Origin of the sequence: Mesorhizobium sp. KR1-2, assembly GCF_040045035.1 — a bacterium.
Taxonomy (GTDB): Bacteria; Pseudomonadota; Alphaproteobacteria; order Rhizobiales; family Rhizobiaceae; genus Pseudaminobacter.
On record NZ_JBDZDS010000003.1, the window covers coordinates 1 to 18,006 of the forward strand.

At 65.9% G+C, this 18,006-nt stretch carries 16 protein-coding genes; 11 read left to right on the plus strand and 5 right to left on the minus strand.

All coding sequences use genetic code 11. The features are described 5' to 3' along the window. Positions 1–1,569: methyl-accepting chemotaxis protein (locus ABLE85_RS07705; RefSeq protein ID WP_348792134.1), on the minus strand; the 1,569-nt coding region annotated here is incomplete at its 3' end. Between the two features lie 606 nt (positions 1,570–2,175). On the opposite strand from ABLE85_RS07705, the gene ABLE85_RS07710 reads away from it, so the two are divergent. The 8 genes from ABLE85_RS07710 (at position 2,176) to ABLE85_RS07745 (ending at position 9,361) form a co-directional block, all read left to right on the plus strand. After that, on the plus strand, positions 2,176–3,114 hold the full coding sequence (locus ABLE85_RS07710; RefSeq protein ID WP_348792135.1) for an amino acid ABC transporter permease: 939 nt from the start codon (positions 2,176–2,178) through the stop codon (positions 3,112–3,114). Next, positions 3,111–3,878, plus strand: a complete 768-nt coding sequence (locus tag ABLE85_RS07715) for an amino acid ABC transporter ATP-binding protein (RefSeq protein WP_348792136.1) — start codon at positions 3,111–3,113, stop codon at positions 3,876–3,878. The genes ABLE85_RS07710 and ABLE85_RS07715 overlap by 4 nt, the downstream gene beginning before the upstream one ends. 52 nt (positions 3,879–3,930) lie before the next feature. After that, positions 3,931–4,830: an ABC transporter substrate-binding protein gene (locus ABLE85_RS07720; protein WP_348792137.1), complete on the plus strand. Its 900-nt coding sequence runs from the start codon at positions 3,931–3,933 to the stop codon at positions 4,828–4,830. Between the two features lie 24 nt (positions 4,831–4,854). Next, complete coding sequence (locus ABLE85_RS07725; RefSeq protein ID WP_348792138.1) at positions 4,855–5,616, plus strand: GntR family transcriptional regulator; 762 nt, start codon at positions 4,855–4,857, stop codon at positions 5,614–5,616. Positions 5,617–5,669: 53 nt separating this feature from the next. After that, a complete protein-coding gene (locus ABLE85_RS07730) occupies positions 5,670–6,440 on the plus strand; it encodes a BtpA/SgcQ family protein (RefSeq protein ID WP_348792139.1) in 771 nt (256 codons plus the stop codon). Between the two features lie 3 nt (positions 6,441–6,443). Beyond that, positions 6,444–6,959 carry an ureidoglycolate lyase gene (locus ABLE85_RS07735; RefSeq protein WP_348792140.1) on the plus strand — a complete coding sequence of 172 codons (516 nt, stop codon included), beginning with the start codon at positions 6,444–6,446 and terminating at the stop codon, positions 6,957–6,959. After that, positions 6,952–7,905 (plus strand): carbohydrate kinase family protein, encoded by a 954-nt coding sequence (locus ABLE85_RS07740; protein ID WP_348792141.1) that lies wholly within the window; start codon positions 6,952–6,954, stop codon positions 7,903–7,905. The genes ABLE85_RS07735 and ABLE85_RS07740 overlap by 8 nt, the downstream gene beginning before the upstream one ends. Before the next feature lie 145 nt (positions 7,906–8,050). Continuing rightward, positions 8,051–9,361, plus strand: coding sequence for an NAD(P)/FAD-dependent oxidoreductase (locus ABLE85_RS07745; RefSeq protein ID WP_348792142.1), 1,311 nt, complete (start codon positions 8,051–8,053; stop codon positions 9,359–9,361). Between the two features lie 14 nt (positions 9,362–9,375). On the opposite strand, the gene ABLE85_RS07750 is transcribed toward ABLE85_RS07745, so the two are convergent. Then, on the minus strand, positions 9,376–10,215 hold the full coding sequence (locus ABLE85_RS07750; protein ID WP_348792143.1) for an aldo/keto reductase: 840 nt from the start codon (positions 10,213–10,215) through the stop codon (positions 9,376–9,378). Positions 10,216–10,566: 351 nt separating this feature from the next. Here ABLE85_RS07750 and ABLE85_RS07755 point away from each other — a divergent pair, with 351 nt between their 5' ends. Continuing rightward, a complete protein-coding gene (locus ABLE85_RS07755) occupies positions 10,567–11,832 on the plus strand; it encodes a Glu/Leu/Phe/Val dehydrogenase (protein ID WP_348792144.1) in 1,266 nt (421 codons plus the stop codon). Between the two features lie 53 nt (positions 11,833–11,885). On the opposite strand, the gene ABLE85_RS07760 is transcribed toward ABLE85_RS07755, so the two are convergent. The 3 genes from ABLE85_RS07760 to ABLE85_RS07770 form a co-directional block, all read right to left on the minus strand. Further along, on the minus strand, positions 11,886–13,151 hold the full coding sequence (locus ABLE85_RS07760) for an RNA polymerase sigma factor (protein ID WP_348792145.1): 1,266 nt from the start codon (positions 13,149–13,151) through the stop codon (positions 11,886–11,888). After that, positions 13,148–13,522: a YciI family protein gene (locus tag ABLE85_RS07765; RefSeq protein ID WP_348792146.1), complete on the minus strand. Its 375-nt coding sequence runs from the start codon at positions 13,520–13,522 to the stop codon at positions 13,148–13,150. Before ABLE85_RS07765 ends, ABLE85_RS07760 begins: the two co-directional genes overlap by 4 nt. 168 nt (positions 13,523–13,690) lie before the next feature. Further along, complete coding sequence (locus tag ABLE85_RS07770) at positions 13,691–16,018, minus strand: Tex family protein (protein ID WP_348792147.1); 2,328 nt, start codon at positions 16,016–16,018, stop codon at positions 13,691–13,693. Positions 16,019–16,297: 279 nt separating this feature from the next. Between ABLE85_RS07770 and ABLE85_RS07775 the strand changes: the two genes are divergently transcribed. Both ABLE85_RS07775 and ABLE85_RS07780 read left to right on the plus strand, forming a co-directional pair. Then, positions 16,298–16,651, plus strand: coding sequence for a DUF423 domain-containing protein (locus ABLE85_RS07775; RefSeq protein ID WP_348792148.1), 354 nt, complete (start codon positions 16,298–16,300; stop codon positions 16,649–16,651). Between the two features lie 201 nt (positions 16,652–16,852). Next, on the plus strand, positions 16,853–17,974 hold the full coding sequence (locus ABLE85_RS07780; protein ID WP_348792149.1) for a helix-turn-helix transcriptional regulator: 1,122 nt from the start codon (positions 16,853–16,855) through the stop codon (positions 17,972–17,974). The last annotated feature ends 32 nt before the right edge of the window (positions 17,975–18,006 follow it).

The following is an 18,006-nucleotide window of genomic DNA, read 5'->3' on the forward strand; positions in this document are numbered from 1 at the left end:
GACGCCCTCGCCGACCTGCGTCGTCGAGGCCGAGATCAGCCCCTTGATCTCGCGCGCGGCCTCGGCCGAGCGCTGCGCCAGCGCCCGCACCTCCGAGGCGACCACGGCAAAGCCGCGGCCGGCGTCGCCGGCGCGCGCCGCCTCGACGCCGGCGTTGAGCGCCAGCAAATTGGTCTGGAAGGCGATCTCGTCGATCACCCCGATGATGCGGCCGATCTGTTCCGACGACTTCTCGATCGTGCCCATCGCCGCGATCGCCTGGCGCACCACCGTGCCCGAGGTCTCGGCGTCGCCCTTGGCCGCCGACACCACCGCGCGGGCGTGCACCGCCCCGTCCGCCGTCTTCTTCACCGTCGCCGTGATCTCGTCGAGCGCCGCCGCCGTCTCCTCCAGGCTCGCCGCCTGCTGCTCGGTGCGCCGCGACAAATCGTCGGCCGCGCTCGAGATCTCGCCGGTGCCGGCATGGATCGCCCGCACGCTGGTCGAGATCGACGCCAGCGTCTGCTGCAGCTTCTCCACCGCGTCGTTGAAGTCGGCGCGCAGCTTGCTCAGCTTGTCCGGGAACGGCGCGTCGATGCGGTGCAGCAGGTCGCCATGCGCCAGCTTGTCGAGGCCCTCGCCGAGCGCCGCGATCGCGACCTGGTCCTGACGGTCTTCCTCGGCCTTGGCCGCGGCCACCGCCGCCCGCTCGGCTTCGGCCGCCGCCCGGCTCGCCTCGGCTTCCGCCTCCAGCCTCAGCTTGGCGATCGCCGCCTCCTTGAACGTCGCCACCGCCGCCGCCATCTGCCCGACCTCGTCGCGCCGCCCCACAGCCGGGATCGCCACCGTATGGTCGCCAGAAGCCAGCGCCCGCATCGCCCCCGTCATCCGGCTCACCGGACGCGCAATCTGATGCGAAAGCCACCAGCCAATCAGAACCAAGATCAAAAGCGTCGCCGCCGCACCGCCAAGCTGGAGACGTTCTGCGGTATATACCGCGTCGTCCTTCATCTCGCCAATGTCGTTCAGCCAGTCGGTGATCTCGTTACGCACATCTCCGACCGTCGTGCGAACCGCCGCCTGGGTCTCGGTAGCGCGCGTGGATGAGGCCATCTCCCGTGCCCGCAGCAACATCTCGGGCCTGCTCGCCAGCTCGACCATGGAATCGCCGACCTCCTGGCGCCACGTCCCGGCAGCGACATGGAACTTCTCGATCGCCTCGATAATGTCGCTGTTGCCTTCCGCCTTGCTCTTGGCCTCGCCAATCTGCTCCTCGAACTGCCGCGTTGTGTCGCGATAGCGAGCCTCCACCTCGTCCCGCTGCGACAGCACGTAGAGGCGGGCGAGATTGAGCCGGTCAAGATGTAGCGCCTCGGCCTGGCCGACACTGATGAGCAGGCGGCTCGCCGCCTCGTAGTCCTTGCTCGCGACCTCGACGGTGGTGAGCGCGCGCATCACCAAGGCCGCTATGACGACGCTGACGAAGACGATCGCCGAGAAGCTCAGCATCAGCTTGCGCGTCATGGTGAAGCTTGAAGACCGTGGGCGCGAATCCTCGGGTGGCGTTGCGTCGAGCACGGTGGAGCTCATGGGTCGTTTCCTTGCCGTAGGGATGGGATTGGGTTGCTGCCTGCAGGCCGTAACAGCTGACGGTGTCCAGTCGCGAGACGGGAAGCCTTCAGCTTCGCGCCATGCGATGCAGGGTGGAAATTCGACGTCGCCGCCCGCAAATCCGGGCAGGCCGTGTCAATCGAAGGATTTTAGGGGAGCCTGGTTCGATTACGAGAGATTTTGACGCTACTCACGCAAGGCTTGTAATTGATGCTTGTCATATCTCTTGATCCGCGAGGCAACCCTCGTCGCAGAACCATTCCGAACCCATTTCCGATCAAACGATCGCCACCTTGGACCGTAGCCCTTAGGTATTACGCAATTGTAAACTTCGGAGGCGTTGCCCGCAGGGCGGGTTTTGCGGCGCGGTCATTCGGTTCCGCGCCAATCGAGCCTAAAACCCGGACACGGCCAACGCATTGCCTGCGAGGCACCCGCATGCCGGCGGAACTTGCGGGCACCGTCCGGCCGCGCCTCCTCGATCGCCACCGCCCGGCCTCCACCCGAGGTCCGATTGACTCAGGACGCGCTTCCCGTTAAGCAAAGTTGTACACCTAACCATACAATCAAATGGGAACGTTACCGATGGCTTCAGAGGCGGCTTCAAGCCCGCAGCGCGTCGAGGTGGAGGCCCTCCGGCAGCGCAGCTACAAGATCGTCCGGCTGCGGCACCCGGGCCGGTGGGCAGCGGGCGTTGTGGTCCTCGTGCTGCTGGGGCTTCTGGTCCGGGCCTTCGCCAACGGCCAGATCCGCTGGGGAATGGTCGGCCAGTTCCTGACTGCCGACGTGATCGTTCGCGGCTTCGGCACCACCTTGCTGATCTCGGCGCTGGCCATGCTGATCGGCCTGACGCTCGGCACGATCTTCGCGGTGATGCGCCTGTCGGCCAATCCGGTCACCCGCTTCGTGGCCTGGCTGTATGTCTGGGTCTTTCGCGGCACGCCGGTGCTGCTGCAGCTTCTCATCTGGTTCAACATCGCGCTGGTCTTTCCCCGGCTCGTCATCCCCGGGATCTACACAGGCAGGGTGGTCGACGTGGTCACCCCGTTCGTCGCCGCGCTTCTGGGCCTAGGCATCAATGAGGGCGCCTATATGACGGAGGTCGTGCGCGGCGGCATCAACTCCGTCGACCAAGGCCAGACCGAGGCCGCCAACACGCTCGGCATGTCGCGTTTCCAGACGCTGCGGCGCATCATCCTGCCCCAGGCCATGCGCCTGATCGTACCCGTCCTGGGCAACTCGGCGATCGGCATGCTGAAATTCTCGTCGCTTGCCGCCGCGATCTCCTGCACCGAAATGCTCAACGCCGCGCAGCAGGTCTATTTCGTCAACGGCGCGGTGATCGAGCTCCTGTTCGTGTGTGCCATCTGGTACCTGGGGGGAACCACCGTCCTCAGCGTCGTCCAGTACTTCATCGAAAAGCGCTACGGCAAAGGCGCGTCCCAGACCCGCTCCCGGTCGTTGTTCAAGCTACCTTTCGGCCTTGGCTCCGCCAACACGCCCGCACTGGAGAAGGCGCAATGACGAACACCATCGTCAAGGCAATCAACATCCATAAGAAGTTCGCCGGCAGCGAGGTTCTGCGAGGGGTCGACCTGGAGGTCCGCAACGGCGAGGTGCTGTGCATCCTCGGCCCTTCCGGCAGCGGCAAGAGCACCCTGCTGCGCTGCCTCAATCATCTGGAGACGGTCGACGACGGCGTGGTCTGGATCGACGGCCAGATCATCGGCTACGAGATGCGCAACGGCATCCTGAAGGAGCTGCCGCCCCGGAAGGTGCGGCGGCAGCAGCGCGAGATCGGGATGGTGTTCCAGCACTTCAACCTGTTCCCGCACATGACAGCTCTGGAAAACGTGATCGAAGGCCCGGTCATCGTGCGCAAGGAGCCGCGAGCCTCGGCTATCGCCCGGGCCGAGAAGCTGCTCGCCTCGGTCGGGCTCGGCGACCGCGGCAATGCCTATCCCGCGCAGCTCTCCGGTGGCCAGAAGCAACGTGTCGCCATTGCGCGCGCGCTGGCCATGAACCCGAAGGTGATGCTGTTCGACGAGCCGACCTCCGCGCTCGACCCGGAGCTGGTGGGCGAAGTGCTCGACGTGATGCGCGAGCTGGCCGCCTCCGGCACCACCATGATCGTCGTCACCCATGAGATCGGCTTTGCCCGCGAGGTCGCGGACCGGGTCGCGATCATGGTCGACGGCGAAATCCGCGAGATGGGGCCGCCGGCCGAAGTGCTGGCCAACCCGACCGACCCGCGCGTGCGCAGCTTCCTGGCCCGCGTGCTGGCCTAGCACCCCGATGAATTTCAACCCGCTCTCAATGTGCATGAAAGAGGAGCATGTAATGAAGTCCAACCAAACCAACCGCCGTTCGGGCCATCTCGGTTCGATCACCCGTCTGGCGGTGGCCACCGCGCTAGCGCTCGGCGTTCCCGGCAGCATCGTCGCCGCCTCCGCCGACACCGCGCCAAGTGAAGAACTGCGGCAGATGCTGCCCGAGAGCGTGCGCGACGCCGGTACGCTGAACGTCGCCATCAGCCTGGCCTACCCGCCGATGGAATATTCGGACGCCGGTTCGACCGACCTCAAGGGCGCGGACATCGACCTCGCCAAGGAAGTGGCAGCGCGCCTCGGCCTCAAGATCAATTTCCAGAACGTCGATTTCTCGCAGCTGATCACCTCGGTGACCACCGGCCGCTCGGACATGATCTGGACCGCCTTCTCGGATCTGACCACGCGCCAGGAACAGCTCGACTTCATCGACTACTTCAAGACCGGCAACAAGATCTTCGCACCCGTGGCGTACCAGGACAGCATCAAGACCGTCCAGGATCTGTGCGGCAAGACCGTCTCGGTCGCCACCGGCACCAGCTGGGTGGGCTTCATGGAGAGCCTGAGCAAGGAGACCTGCGACGCCTCCGCCCAGATGAACCTGCTGCAGATCGGCACGCTGGGCGAGCAGCTCATGCAGCTCAAGCAGGATCGTGCCCAGGCGGTGATGATGGGCTTCGAGGGCGTGCTCGACCTGCAGAAGCAGCAGCCCGACCAGTTCTACACCATCGGCGACCTGTACGATCCGGGCAACTACGGCATTGCATTCGCCAAGGAATCCACTCAGTTGCGTGAAGCGGTCAAGGCGACCCTGGATGCCATGAAGGCCGACGGCGCCTACACGGACATCCTGGATCGCTACGGCCTCAAGGGCGCAGCTGTGGAATCCTTCACTGTGAACGCAGGGAAGTGATCCCGAAGGGGGAACTTCGGTCCGATGACTGGTGAATTTGCTCTCAACCCGCACGATCCGACGCCGCTCTACGCGCAGCTCTACCGGATCTTGCGGTCGCGCATCCTCGACGGCGAATATGCCGAAGGGGATGCCATCCCGTCGGAAACGGTATTGAAGGACCAGCATCGCATCACGCGAAGCACCGTCCGCAATGCCGTGGCCCTGCTGGTCAAGGAAGGCCTTGTCCAGCAGATCCGGGGAAAGGGCACGCTGGTCACGTACACCCCCATCAATCACAGCATCTGGAACTTCGGTGGCTTCACCGACTTCTCCCGCGCGCGCGGCCAGCGACCGATCACCACGGTGCTGGCCCGTACCATCGAAGACGGCCCGAACGGGCCGATCCTGAAGCTGGTACGCGCGCGCGGGGTGGCCACCGAGGAAACCCAGACCTTCCTCAATCTGGACACGTCCTGGCTCGATCTGAAGCGGTTTCCCGGCCTGGAGAAATTCGACTTCGAGCAGCTGTCCCTCTACCAGGTCATGCGCGAGCATTACAGCGTGGTGCCGACGCGCTCCGAGCTCACTTTGTCGATCGCCCCGCAGTCGGATCTCACCAGGCAGGTGTTCGGCCCCTCCCCCGACGTGCCCGGCTTCATCTGCGCGAGCGGCGATGTCTACGACAGCAACGACGAGCTCGTGGAACGAACCTCGGTGATCTATTCGCCAACACTCGAAATGAAGGTCGGAACATCGTGGAACGGCGTCAACCCGCGCGCCACGCCACGGCCGCCCTCGGTCTAGCCCTTTTTCGCCGGCCCTCCCACCGGCATGATTTCAGCAGATAGGACAATCACTTGAATAACCGGTTCAGCGAGATCTTCGTCACTCCCAAGCCCATCCTGGGCATGTTGCACCTGACGGGCGCATCCGCTGAGGAGCGCCTCGACATCGCCCGCAAGGAGACCGAGACGCTGATCGCCAACGGCGTCGACGGCGTCATCGTGGAAAACTATTTCGGCGACAAGGACGACGTCCGCAACGTGCTGGAATGGCTGGAGACGCGCAATCCCGACGTGCTCGTGGGGCTGAACGTGCTGCGCGACCACCATCTGGCCTTCGAACTGGCGAAGCAGTTCAGGGTCGACTTCATCCAGATGGATTCGGTTGCCGGCCACCTGCCGCCCGAGGAGGACAAGGACTTCGCCGCCGAGCTGGCCGAGCTGCGCGGCCAGGTCTCGTCCGTCCTGTTCGGCGGCGTGCGGTTCAAGTACCAGCCGGTGAAATCCGGCCGCTCGGAACCGGAGGACCTGGTGATCGGCAAGTCGCGCTGCGACGCCATCGTAGTGACCAGTGACGCCACCGGCCAGGTGACCGACCTCGACAAGGTGCGCCGTTTCCGCGCCACGACCGGCAGCGACTTTCCGCTTTTGATCGGCGCCGGCCTGACCGCCGGAAACGCCCGCGAGCAGCTTCTCGAGGCAGACGGGGCGATTGTCGGCAGCTATTTCAAGGATACCTACACCGACACCGGCATCGTCGAGGGATCGCATGTCGCGGAACTGATCAAGGCGGTCGAGAGCCTGCGCGCCGAAAACGCAGCTGTCGCGCTGCGGATGGGAGCTTGAGCCATGCAGATCCAGGCAGCCAACGTGCTCGAAAGCGATTTCTCGCCCTTCGGCCGCGTCTACGACATGAAGTCGTCTCAAGCCTCGGCTGACCCGGCCACGCGCACCATCCATTCCGAGGGGCCGGGCTGGTCCGACACCTACACCGCCAACCCGCTCATCAGCTCGAACGGCAGCCTCGGCTTCACGTTGGGCAGCGCCTGCCCGTTCAGCACGGCAAAGATGGAGCGCCATCTTCTCACCGAAGAGGCGCTGTTCTGTGCCGCCGACCCGATTGTTCTGGCGGTAGCCGCACCGACCGAGGAAGACTATCCGAGCGCCGAGAACATTCGCGCCTTCGTCATCGAGCCGGGCACGGCCGTCGTCCTCAACAAGGGTACCTGGCACGACGCCTGCCATGGCGTGGACAGGGAAGCCCGCTATTATTGGATGGCGACCTGCGGCCTTGGCGCTTCCCCCTGGGTCGAGGTCAAGAACGGTCCCGTGCTCGTGACCGCACCGGAGGCGGCGAATGGCTGACGCGGAACGGAGCCTGACGGCGTTCTTCATCGGCGACGTTGCGCTCGATGACTATTACACGGCCGAGCGCTGGCCCGGCCTCGCCGACAAGGCCTATATCCGCGAGAACAAGAGCTATGTCGGCGGCATGATCGCCAACGCAGCGAGCGTGCATGCAGGCCTGGGCGGGCCGACCGAGTTCATCTCGCTGCTCAACCACAGCCCGCTGTCGCGCCGGCTCTGCGACGAGCTCAACCGGGTCGGCGTGGCCACCACCCACATGCTGCACGACGCCGACGTACCCAACTCGCACAACATGATCTTCCTCGTCGGCGGCGAGCATGTCGTGCTGATCGGCGATACCGGCGAGCCGCCGATGGTACTGCCCGCGCCGGCACTCGAGGCGCTGCGCAAGCCCGGCTATCTCTACATCACCACCGCTCGCGCCAAGCGCCTGCGCGGCGACGGCCTTGCCGGCGCGGAGCTGCTCGCCGACCTGCGCGCCCATGGCCGGAAGCTGGTGTTCGACCTCGATGTCCACGGCTTCCAGCCTGTCGACCTCGAATATCTGGAGGGCGCGGACATCCTCATCATGAACGAGATCGGCTTCGGCCTCTCCTTCGGTACGCCGGATCTTGCCGCGATCAATGCCTGGATGCGCGAGCACGGGGTCCGCATCGTCATCCGCACCCTCGCCGCCTCCGGGGCCGAGGCCTATGACGGCACCGGCATGATCAAGGTGCCCGGCTACGAGGTGCCGGTGGTGGACGTGACCGGCGCCGGCGATACGTTCGGCGGCGCCCTCGTCTACGCGATCGGCCGCAGCCAGGACCTCCAATCGGCGATGGAATTCGCGATCGCCGCAGCCTCGCGGGCCGTCACCATCGAAGGCCCGCAGGGCGGCGTCGCCACTGCCGAGGTCGTCGAGCAGTTCCGCAAAGACCACGCCGCATCCCGGCGCGGCTAGAGTTTTTCGGCAGCAGGACCGTTCGCGGAACGGTTCGGCTGCCTGCTTCTGCAGTCCGAAACAGCCCGGATTGCGATCTAGCCCCGATGCTGGCAAGCTTGCTGCACACGTTGCCGACACCGCACCTTCATGGGGCTGGGCGATCATGTCCGGGACAGTGCAGGACCATCACGTGGTGATCGTGGGCGCCGGATTCGGCGGCCTCGAGACCGTTCGGGGGTTGAAGGGTGCGCCGGTGCGCATCACCCTGATCGACCGCCGCAACCACCACCTCTTCCAGCCCCTGCTCTACCAGGTCGCGACGGCCTCGCTCGCCACGTCGGAAATCGCCTGGCCGATCCGGCATCTGGTCAGCGACCGCCCCGAGGTCACGACGCTTCTGGCCGAGGTGGTCGCGGTCGACACCGCCCGGCGCCGCGTGCTGCTCGGCGACGGCAGCGAGGTCGACTACGACACGCTCGTGCTGGCAACCGGCGCGCGCCACGCCTATTTCGGCCACGACGAGTGGGAGCCCTTCGCGCCCGGGCTGAAATCGCTGGAGGACGCCACGCGGCTGCGCCGGCACATCCTGCTGGCCTTCGAGCGGGCCGAACGCGAGCCGGATCCGCTCCGCCGCGCCGCGCTGCTGACATTCGTCATCATCGGCGGTGGCCCGACCGGCGTGGAGTTGGCCGGCACCATCGCCGAACTGGCGCGTGTGACGCTCTGGCGCGACTACCGCAACATCGACACCCGCATGGCCCGGACCATCCTGATCGAGGCGGGCCCGCGCATCCTGCCCAGCTTTCCGCCGGATCTATCGGCCTATGCGGATCAGGCGCTGCAGTCGCTCGGGGTCGAGGTGCATCTCGGGCATGCGGTGAGCGCCTGCAACGGGAAAGGCGTCGTCTACGGCGACCGTTATCTGCCGGCCGCCACCGTGATCTGGGCGGCCGGGGTCGCCGCCTCGCCGGCCGCGGAATGGCTCGGCGCGCCCGCCGACCGCGCCGGCCGCGTTGAGGTTGAGCCTGACCTCACAGTGCCGAACCATCCGGAAATCTTCGTCATCGGCGACACCGCCGCGGTTACCGCTCCCGACGGCCTGCCGGTCCCGGGCATCGCGCCGGCGGCAAAGCAGCAGGGCCGTTACGTCGCGGAGGTCATCAAGGCCCGGCTCAAGGGCGAACCGGCCCCCCGGCCCTTCCGCTACAGCCACGCCGGCAGCCTGGCTACGATCGGCAAGCGGCTCGCCGTCATCGATTTCGGCTGGATCAAGCTGCGCGGCGCGCTTGCCTGGTGGATCTGGGGCATCGCCCACATCTTCTTCCTGATCGGCGTCAGGAACCGCCTCAGCGTGGCGCTTAGCTGGCTGTGGATCCACACCACCGGGCAGCGCAGCGCGCTGCTGATCACGCAAGGCCGCCAGCCGGGCTCATCCGAGGCTGAAGCGCGCGACCGCCCTGACCGCGCTGCGTGAGCGGCCGAAAGCGGTCAGAGCATCGGCAGGCTTCCCGGCCAGCGCCGGCGCGGAAACGCGCTGTCGATGCGGGCAATCTCGTCGTCGCTCAGGCGCAAATCCCCGGCGGCGGCGTTCTCGACCGCATGATCGACGCTCGAAGCCTTCGGAATGACGAATATCCATGGCTCCCGTGCCAGGAAGGCGAGCACCACCTGCTTGGACGTGGCGCCATGCGCGGCGCCGATTTCGGCAAGCAGTCGGCCCCCGGCCGATGCTTCATGGGGAAACGCCCCCTGGCCGAAGGGGCTGTAGGCGACAACGGCCACGCCATGCGTTTGGCACCATTGCAGCACGCCGTGCTCGATGGCGCGTTCCTGGAGGTAGTAGAACACCTGGTTGCAGGCGATCTTGCCGGGCCCGGCCACGCTCAACGCCTCCTCCAGATCCTCCACGTCGAAATTGCTCACCCCCCAGGAGAGGATCTTTCCCGCCTGCCGCAGGTCCTCGAAGGCTCCGAACGTCTCGTCGAGCGGATAGATGCCGCGCCAGTGCAGCAGATAGCAGTCGAGCCGGTCCGTCCCGAGACGCTTCAGCGACTTCTCGCAGGCCGCGATGGTGCCCGCGCGCGATGCATTGCTTGGCAGCACCTTGGAAACGATGAAGGCCTCGTCGCGCCGTCCCGCGACCGCCTCGGCGACGACAAGCTCGGCATCGCCGTACAATTCGGCAGTGTCGATATGCGTCATGCCCAGCTCCAGCCCCCGGCGCAACGTATTCACCGCCGAGGCCCGATTCGCCTCGTCGAGGCGCCATGTTCCCTGCCCGATCCTGGAAACCTCGCGGCCGGTCGGCCCGAACTGATGTCGTTGCATGGCGCTGCTCCGGTCCCTTGCCTGCGCGGCGGCACATGGAAAGTCCGCGCCCGGCCCTTTGTTTCACCGATCGCGCTTCCATGTACAAGCCGGGACCTTCCGCAAGGTGACAATCATATTCCTGCGCTGGCCCATTCCCAACGCCGCAATGCGCGTAGAAAAGACACGGCCCGCCTCCGGCAGCCGTCGAAACGACCGAAAATTTCGCAAAAGAGCCGCGTGGAGTGCAAAAATGCTTCGCGAGAGGCGCTTTGTACCTTCTGCGGCTTGGCTTTGGGCAGTCACCTATGGCAAATGCAGGGCGCGCGCTCTGCGCGCCCGAACCTTTGGATCTCAAAAGAAGGAACTATGATGTCCGCAGACAGTCTTCTCGATAACGCACTGGTCCGTCTCGACGAGGCCGCCGCACACCTGAACATCGACGCCGATGTCATCGAGAAACTGAAATTCCCGCGAGAGACTACCAAAGTTCGCCTGATGATCCGCATGGACGACGGATCTCGAAAATCGTTCCTGGCATGGCGATGCCGATATGACGACACTCGCGGGCCGACCAAGGGCGGCATCCGCTTCCATCCGGACTCTACGGCCGACGAGGTCGAAACCCTCGCATTCTGGATGACCTTCAAATGCGCCGTGATGAACCTGCCCTATGGCGGCGGCAAGGGCGCCGTGCAGGTCGATCCGCGCAAGCTCTCCAAGGCCGAGCTGGAGCGCCTGTCGCGCGCCTACATCCAGGCCTTCTCCCGCATCATCGGCCCCGACCGCGACATCCCCGCGCCGGACGTCTACACCAACTCCATGATCATGGGCTGGATGGCCGACGAGTATTCGCAGATCGTCGGCTCGGCCGAACCGGCCGTCATCACCGGCAAGCCGATCGCGCTCGGCGGCTCGCTGGGTCGCGGCGACGCCACGGCCCGCGGCGGCTACTATCTGGTGCGCCACCTGGCCAAGGACCTCGGCCTGGCCGCCAGCTTGCGCGTCGCCGTCCAGGGCTTCGGCAATGCCGGCCAGCACATCGCCCGCCTGCTCGCCTCCGACGGCCACAAGATCGTTGCCGTGTCGGACTCCGAGGGCGCGGTCTTCGCGGCTGACGGTCTGAACCTCGACGCGCTGTTCGCGGCCAAGAACGAAGGTCGCTCCGTCGTCTCGACGGCCGGCAAGAACGGCCACCAGGCGATCTCGGCGGAAGATCTCGTGGGCGTCGACTGTGAATTGATGGTTCCGGCCGCGCTGGAAAACATGATCCACGAAGGCAATGCCGCCAACGTCAAGGCCAAGCTCGTGCTGGAGCTCGCCAACGGCCCGGTGACGCCGGAAGCCGACGAGGTCCTGGCCAAGAACGGCGTGATCGTGCTGCCCGACATCCTGGCCAATGCCGGCGGCGTCACCGTGTCCTACTTCGAGTGGGTGCAGAACCGTCAGGGCTACTACTGGACGGTCGAGGAAATCCACGTCCGCCTGCGCACCATCATGGAGCGCGAAGGCCAGGCGATCTGGGACATTTCCCGCTCGAAGGACGTCACCATGCGCACGGCGGCCTATGTGCATGCGCTGAGCCGTCTGGCCGAGGCCATCGAGGCCCATGGCACGCAAAACTTCTTCATCAGCTGATCTGTACTTACAACAAGTCCCTCCCCGTCTCGCGACGGGGAGGGACGCTGCGTTCAAGCCCGCGCCGCTTCGCCGCTTTCCTTCATCAGCCTGTCCAGGTGCATGCGGATATGCGCCGCCTCCGCCGGCGTATTCGCCAACGCGATCGCGTGGTCGAAGGCGCAGCGTGCATCGGCCGAGCGCCCAAGCTGCATGAGCAGATAGCCCTTCAGCCCGAAGAAATAGAAATAGCCCGACAGGCGTTCCTCCAGCGGCTCGACCATGGCGAGCGCCGCCTCGGGTCCGCGCACCTTGGCGACCGCGACCGCGCGGTTCAGCGTCACCACCGGCGACGGCTCCTGCCGCTCCAGCATGGCATAGAGCAGCTCTATCTCGGCCCAGTCCGTGTCTTCCGGCTTGCCCACACGCGCATGGAGAGCCGCGATCGCCGCCTGAATGAGATACGGCCCCGGCTGGCGATGGCGCATGGCCTTGTCGATCAGCGCCAGCCCCTCGGCGATCATGGCGCCGTTCCACAGGCCGCGGTCCTGGTCCTCCAGCAGGATGATCGAACCGTCGGCGGCAAAGCGCGCGGCGGTGCGTGAATGCTGCAGCAGAAGCAGCGCCGTCAGTCCCATGATCTCCGGCTCGGTCGGGAAAAGCCTGAGCAGCAGACGCGCGAGCCGGATCGCCTCGTCGCAAAGCGGCGCGCGGCGGTCCGCCTCCTCCACACCGGCCGAGTAGCCCTCGTTGAAGATCAGGTAGATCATGGCCGCGACGGCCGCCAGCCGCTCGGAGCGCTCCACCGCACCCGGCGCCTCGTAAGGCACGTCGGCGCGCGCGATGCGCGCCTTGGCCCGCGTGATGCGCTGCTCCATCGCCGCCTCGCTGACGAGGAAAGCGCGCGCGATCTGCTTGACGCTCAGTCCCGAGACGATGCGCAGCGCCAGCGCCACCTGCTGCGTGGCCGGCAGATCCGGGTGGCAGCAGATGAACATCAGCCGCAAGATATCGTCGCGATAGTGGGCCCCGTCGAGCCGCTCCACCATCGGCGTCTCGACATCGTCGAGGTCGGACACCGTCTCTTCGGGCGGCATCGGCGTCTGCTTGGCCCGCCGCCGCACCGCGTCGATGCCGCTGTTGCGGCCGACGAAGATCAGCCAGGCGGCCGGATTTCGCGGCGGGCCGTTCACCGGCCAGTTCTTCAGCGCCCGCAGGCACGCCTCCTGGAACGCTTCCTCCGCCGCGTCGAGATCGCGGAAATAGCGGAGAAGCGCGCCGACCACTTGCGGCCGGGCGGCCGTCAGTGCGTCGTCTATCCAGGAGGGATCGGCAGTCATGTGGTCAATGCTCCGGGTCTGAATATGCTGACGGGCCGGATTTCATAGGCGCCCGGGCCGCGATTGGCGGCCTGCAATTCCTTGGCGATGTCCAGCGCCTCGTCGAGCGTTTCGCAGTCGACGACGTAGAAGCCCAGGAACTGCTCCTTGGTTTCGGCGAAGGGTCCGTCGATCACCAGCGGCCCGTCGCGGCCCTTGCGCAGCGTGGTGGCGGCGGTGGTGGGCAGAAGGCGTACCACCGGGCCGAGCTTGCCGGCCTCGGCGATCTTTTCCTGCACCGCGCCCAGCCGTGCCATCACCTCGTCGTCCTCCTGCTTGGTCCAGGAACCGACCACGTCTTCGGAATTGTAGCAAAGGATTGCGTAGAGCACCGTGTCCTCCGTCTCATGTGAATGACGAATGAGTAACGCAATTGCCGACAGGGTGCAGGACAAATCTTGGCGCCGGGGTCGACAGGCCCGAGGCGTGGCAGGCAAAGAAAAACGCCGGCGGGATCCCTCCCACCGGCGTCGATCTTTTGTCCCTTGGAGTAGAGCCGACTATTTGCGCTTCATGGCCTCCAAGAGCGCAGCGCCGAAAGCGCCCTGCGACGTCCCGCCGCCCTTCTGCTGCGGGGCCGACTTGAACGTCTTGCCGCCACCGCCGCGGCTCTGCGAGCGGTCGTCACGCGAGCCGCCGCCCGGGCGCGCGCCCGCGCCATCATCGTGCTTGCGCATGGTCAGGCTGATGCGCTTGCGCTTGATGTCGACCTCGACCACGCGCACCTTCACCACGTCGCCTGCCTTCACCACCTCATGCGCGTCCTTCACGAAGCGGTCGGCCAGTTGCGACAGGTGCACGAGCCCGTCCTGATGCACGCCGATGTCGACGAAGGCGCCGAAGGCGGCAACGTTGGTCACCGTGCCCTCCAGCATCATGCCGGGTTTCAGGTCCTTGATGTCGTCGATGCCGTCGGCGAAGGTCGCGGTCTTGAATTCCGGGCGCGGGTCGCGGCCGGGCTTTTCCAGCTCCGCGATGATGTCGCGCACCGTGGGCAGGCCGAAGCGCTCGTCCACGAAAGCGCGCGGGTCGACCGCCTTGAGCACTGCGCTGTCCCCCATCAGCGCGCGCAGGTCGCGGCCGCAGGCGGCAACGATTTTCTTGGCCACGCCATAGGCTTCCGGGTGCACGGCCGAAGCGTCCAGCGGCTCGGCGCCGTTCGGAATGCGCAGGAAGCCCGCGCATTGCTCGAAAGTGCGCTGGCCAAGCCGGCTAACCTTCAATAGGTCCTTGCGGCTGGCAAACGGACCATTGGCGTCGCGATGCGCGACGACGGCTTCCGCAAGCGAGGTGCCAAGGCCGGACACACGCGCCAAAAGTGCTGCGGACGCCGTGTTGAGATCCACACCCACCGCGTTCACCGCATCTTCGACCACAGCATCCAGCGAACGCGCCAGACGATACTGATCGACATCGTGCTGGTACTGGCCGACGCCGATCGACTTCGGCTCGATCTTGACCAGCTCGGCCAGCGGGTCCTGCAGGCGCCGCCCGATCGACACCGCACCACGCAGCGACACGTCGAGATTGGGGAACTCGGCCGCCGCCGTCTCCGACGCCGAATAGACCGAAGCACCCGCCTCGCTGACGATGACCTTCAGCGGCTTGGGTGCAGGCATGGCGGCCAGCATGTCGGCCACGAGCTTTTCGGTTTCGCGGCTGCCGGTGCCGTTGCCGATGGCGACCAGCTCGACCTTGTGCTTGCGGATGAGGCTCGCCAGCTCCGCTTGCGTGCCGCGCACGTCGTTCTTCGGCGGGAAGGGATAGACGGTGGTCGTGTCGAGCAGCTTGCCGGTCTGGTCGACCACGGCCACCTTGACGCCGGTGCGGATGCCCGGATCGAGGCCCATGGTGGCGCGCGAGCCGGCGGGTGCTGCCAGCAATAGGTCTTTCAGGTTGCGGGCGAAGACGCGGATCGCCTCTTCCTCGGACTTTTCGCGCAGTTCGCGCATCAGGTCGAGCGACAGAGACAGCGAGAGCTTTACGCGCCAGGTCCAGCCGGCGACCTCGGCCAGCCACTGGTCGCCCGCGCCCTGCCGTCCGATGGCGTAGGCCTCGGCAATCATGCGCTCCACTGGCTTCACCGGCGAGGTGTCGTCGGCATCCACCTCGATGTCGAGCGACAGCACCTCCTCGTTGCGGCCGCGCAGCATGGCCAGCGCGCGGTGGCTCGGCACATTGGCCCAGCGTTCGGTGTGGTCGAAATAGTCCGAGAACTTTGCGCCGGCCTCCTGCTTGCCGTCCACCACCTTGGCCCGCAGGAAGGCGCGCTCCTTCATGTGGTTGCGCAGGCGGCCGACCAGATCGGCGTTTTCGGCGAACTGTTCGGAGATGATGTCGCGCGCGCCGTCCAGCGCGGTCTTCACGTCCGGCACATCGTCGGTGAGGTAGGCTTGAGCGAGTTCCGCCGGCACAGCCGCGCGGTCGGCCAGGATCGCCTCGGCCAGCGGCCCCAGCCCGCGCTCGCGGGCGATCTCGGCGCGGGTGCGGCGCTTGGGCTTGTAGGGCAGATAAAGGTCTTCCAACTCGGCCTTGGTGGTGACAGCGACAATCGCCGTTTCCAATTCCTCGGTCAGCTTGCCCTGGCTGCGGATCGATTCGAGGATCGTCGCCCGGCGCGCATCCATCTCGCGCACATAGATCAGCCGCTCAGCCAGATTGCGCAGCTGCGTGTCGTCGAGGCCGCCGGTGACTTCCTTGCGGTAGCGGGCGATGAAGGGAACGGTCGCGCCCTTATCCAAAAGCCCGATGGCCGCGGCGGCCTGGTCGGGTCTGGCGTTGATGTCGACCGCTATGAGCGCGGCAATGCGTTGAATGTCTGCGGCCATGTCGTTTCCAGTGTCGATAGGGCAGCGACCATAGGTCCGATCGCGCCACCATGCCAATCGCCGAAGATGGCGGCGAAAACTGGGTCCACAGGAAAGCCATCCACAGCTTACGGCCGGTTGCGCCGGGCCGAGCCGGCGCCGGGGAACTGCAACGCGGCGCTCCTCAGGTGTACGTCCGCAGACCTCGGCCGAATTGTCGCTGGCAGATGCGATTCAATCTGGCCGCGAAAGGTTCTATAGTTTGCAGCAACCAGTCGAGGAACAATCGAGGAGGCCGCCATGCATAGCGACCGTTTTCTTCTAGGCGCAGGCGGGCTCGCCGGCGCGGCCGGCGTGGTCGTGGCGGCCATGGCCGCGCATGCAGGCGGCGCACATATGCAAACCGCTTCGTCCTTCCTGCTGATGCACGCGCCCGCCCTTCTGGCCATCGGCCTGATGGCGGCCACCAGGCTGCTGCGCTTTTCCGGCTTCGTGCTGCTGGCCGGCCTGATCCTGTTCGTCGGCGACCTTCTGGCCCGCGACTATCTGGGCGACCGGCTGTTTCCCTATGCCGCGCCGATCGGCGGAACACTACTGATCATCGGCTGGCTGCTGGTCTTCATCTCGGCCTTTGTCCGGCCGGCACAGAACTAGGCAAAGACTCTGCCTCACGCCACGCGGCGGGCCATGCCCACCATACCTGCCGGCCGCAAGCCTATTGTCAGCCTGACGGAGCCCCGACTATCATTCCTTCCGCAATGAACTGTCGTCCTGAGCAGCGCCAGGCTCAGGAGACGTGGGGGGACAAGAAATGATCGCAAGGCTGCTTGCCCTGGACGGCGGGAGCAGGCCGGGGTGTCCGCCTTGGATCGGATAGGTGCGGTCGACGACGAACTGGTCGAACTCATCTACGCCTCGCTTCTGGGCGAAGTTTCGTGGCAGCAATTTCTGGACAGGCTGAGCGACACGCTGCCGAACGGCGCCTCGACGCTGTTCTTCCATGACGCCCACCGGAATGTCGGCGGCATATCGCTGAGCACGGGTTTCAGCGAGCAGGCTCTCGCCGACTATGGCAGCCACTATGCCAGCGTCAATCCGATGATGAAGGGGGCAACCACCCGGCCGCTAGGGCTCGGCGTGCTGGCCGAGCAGATGTATGCCCGCGACAATCTCGTGAAGTCCGAATACTACAGCGACTTCATGCGCGCCAACGGCCTGGAGAGCGCGGTGGGCGTGACCATCTACCGCGAAAGCGGCTGCTCCTTCGTGCTCAGCACGCTGACGAGCAGCGCCAACCTCGAGTTCAATCGCCTAGCGGCAGACCGGCTGACGCGGCTTGCGCCGCATCTTCAGCGCGCCTTCCGGCATTATCGCGCCGGGCCGTTCCAGAGGGCGGTGACCGAGATCGGCGGCTCGCTGTTCGATGCCGTCGATGTCGGGCTGGTCATCGTCGGCGACGGAATGCAGGTCAAGACCGTGTCCGCCACCGGCGAACGGATGCTGGCCGAAGGCAGCACCATCGGCACATCTCCGCTCTGCAAGCTGACGCTGCGCTCGTCCGAGGCCACGTCGCTGCTGCGCACCATGCTGGAGCAAGGCTTTGCGGGCCAGACCGTGCAGAGCCTCTTCATCGACTCGTTCAAGCTGACCTTCATCCTCGTCCAGAAGGACCGCATATCGACCTTCTTCGAAGGGCCGACCGTCATCGTTCTGGCGGAGCCGCCGCATGCCGGCAGCCGGGCTGTCGATTTCGAGCATCTGGCCCGCGCGTTCAACCTGACGGCAGCGGAAACGCGCGCAATGACCGGCATCGTCATTGGACGGACGATCGAGGAAATCGCCGCCGCCGCGGGTCTGGCGCGCGAGACGATCCGCTCCCAGCTCAAGAGCGTCTACGGCAAGACCGGCGCATCCGGGCAGGCCGACCTGGTGCGTCTCGCCATGCGTGCGGGCAACGTTTCGCCCATGCGGCAGTGAGGCATCACTGGCCGCTCAGAGCGTTTCGAGGC

What these genes read in the sequence shown, in the direction of transcription:
- ABLE85_RS07710 (WP_348792135.1), top strand. Translation starts at nt 2,176, where the DNA reads ATGGCTTCAGAGGCGGCTTCAAGCCCGCAGCGCGTCGAGGTGGAGGCC.
- ABLE85_RS07715 (WP_348792136.1), top strand. Translation starts at nt 3,111, where the DNA reads ATGACGAACACCATCGTCAAGGCAATCAACATCCATAAGAAGTTCGCC.
- ABLE85_RS07720 (WP_348792137.1), top strand. Translation starts at nt 3,931, where the DNA reads ATGAAGTCCAACCAAACCAACCGCCGTTCGGGCCATCTCGGTTCGATC.
- ABLE85_RS07725 (WP_348792138.1), top strand. Translation starts at nt 4,855, where the DNA reads ATGACTGGTGAATTTGCTCTCAACCCGCACGATCCGACGCCGCTCTAC.
- ABLE85_RS07735 (WP_348792140.1), top strand. Translation starts at nt 6,444, where the DNA reads ATGCAGATCCAGGCAGCCAACGTGCTCGAAAGCGATTTCTCGCCCTTC.
- ABLE85_RS07740 (WP_348792141.1), top strand. Translation starts at nt 6,952, where the DNA reads ATGGCTGACGCGGAACGGAGCCTGACGGCGTTCTTCATCGGCGACGTT.
- ABLE85_RS07745 (WP_348792142.1), top strand. Translation starts at nt 8,051, where the DNA reads ATGTCCGGGACAGTGCAGGACCATCACGTGGTGATCGTGGGCGCCGGA.
- ABLE85_RS07750 (WP_348792143.1), bottom strand. Translation starts at nt 10,215, where the DNA reads ATGCAACGACATCAGTTCGGGCCGACCGGCCGCGAGGTTTCCAGGATC.
- ABLE85_RS07755 (WP_348792144.1), top strand. Translation starts at nt 10,567, where the DNA reads ATGTCCGCAGACAGTCTTCTCGATAACGCACTGGTCCGTCTCGACGAG.
- ABLE85_RS07760 (WP_348792145.1), bottom strand. Translation starts at nt 13,151, where the DNA reads ATGACTGCCGATCCCTCCTGGATAGACGACGCACTGACGGCCGCCCGG.
- ABLE85_RS07770 (WP_348792147.1), bottom strand. Translation starts at nt 16,018, where the DNA reads ATGGCCGCAGACATTCAACGCATTGCCGCGCTCATAGCGGTCGACATC.
- ABLE85_RS07775 (WP_348792148.1), top strand. Translation starts at nt 16,298, where the DNA reads ATGCATAGCGACCGTTTTCTTCTAGGCGCAGGCGGGCTCGCCGGCGCG.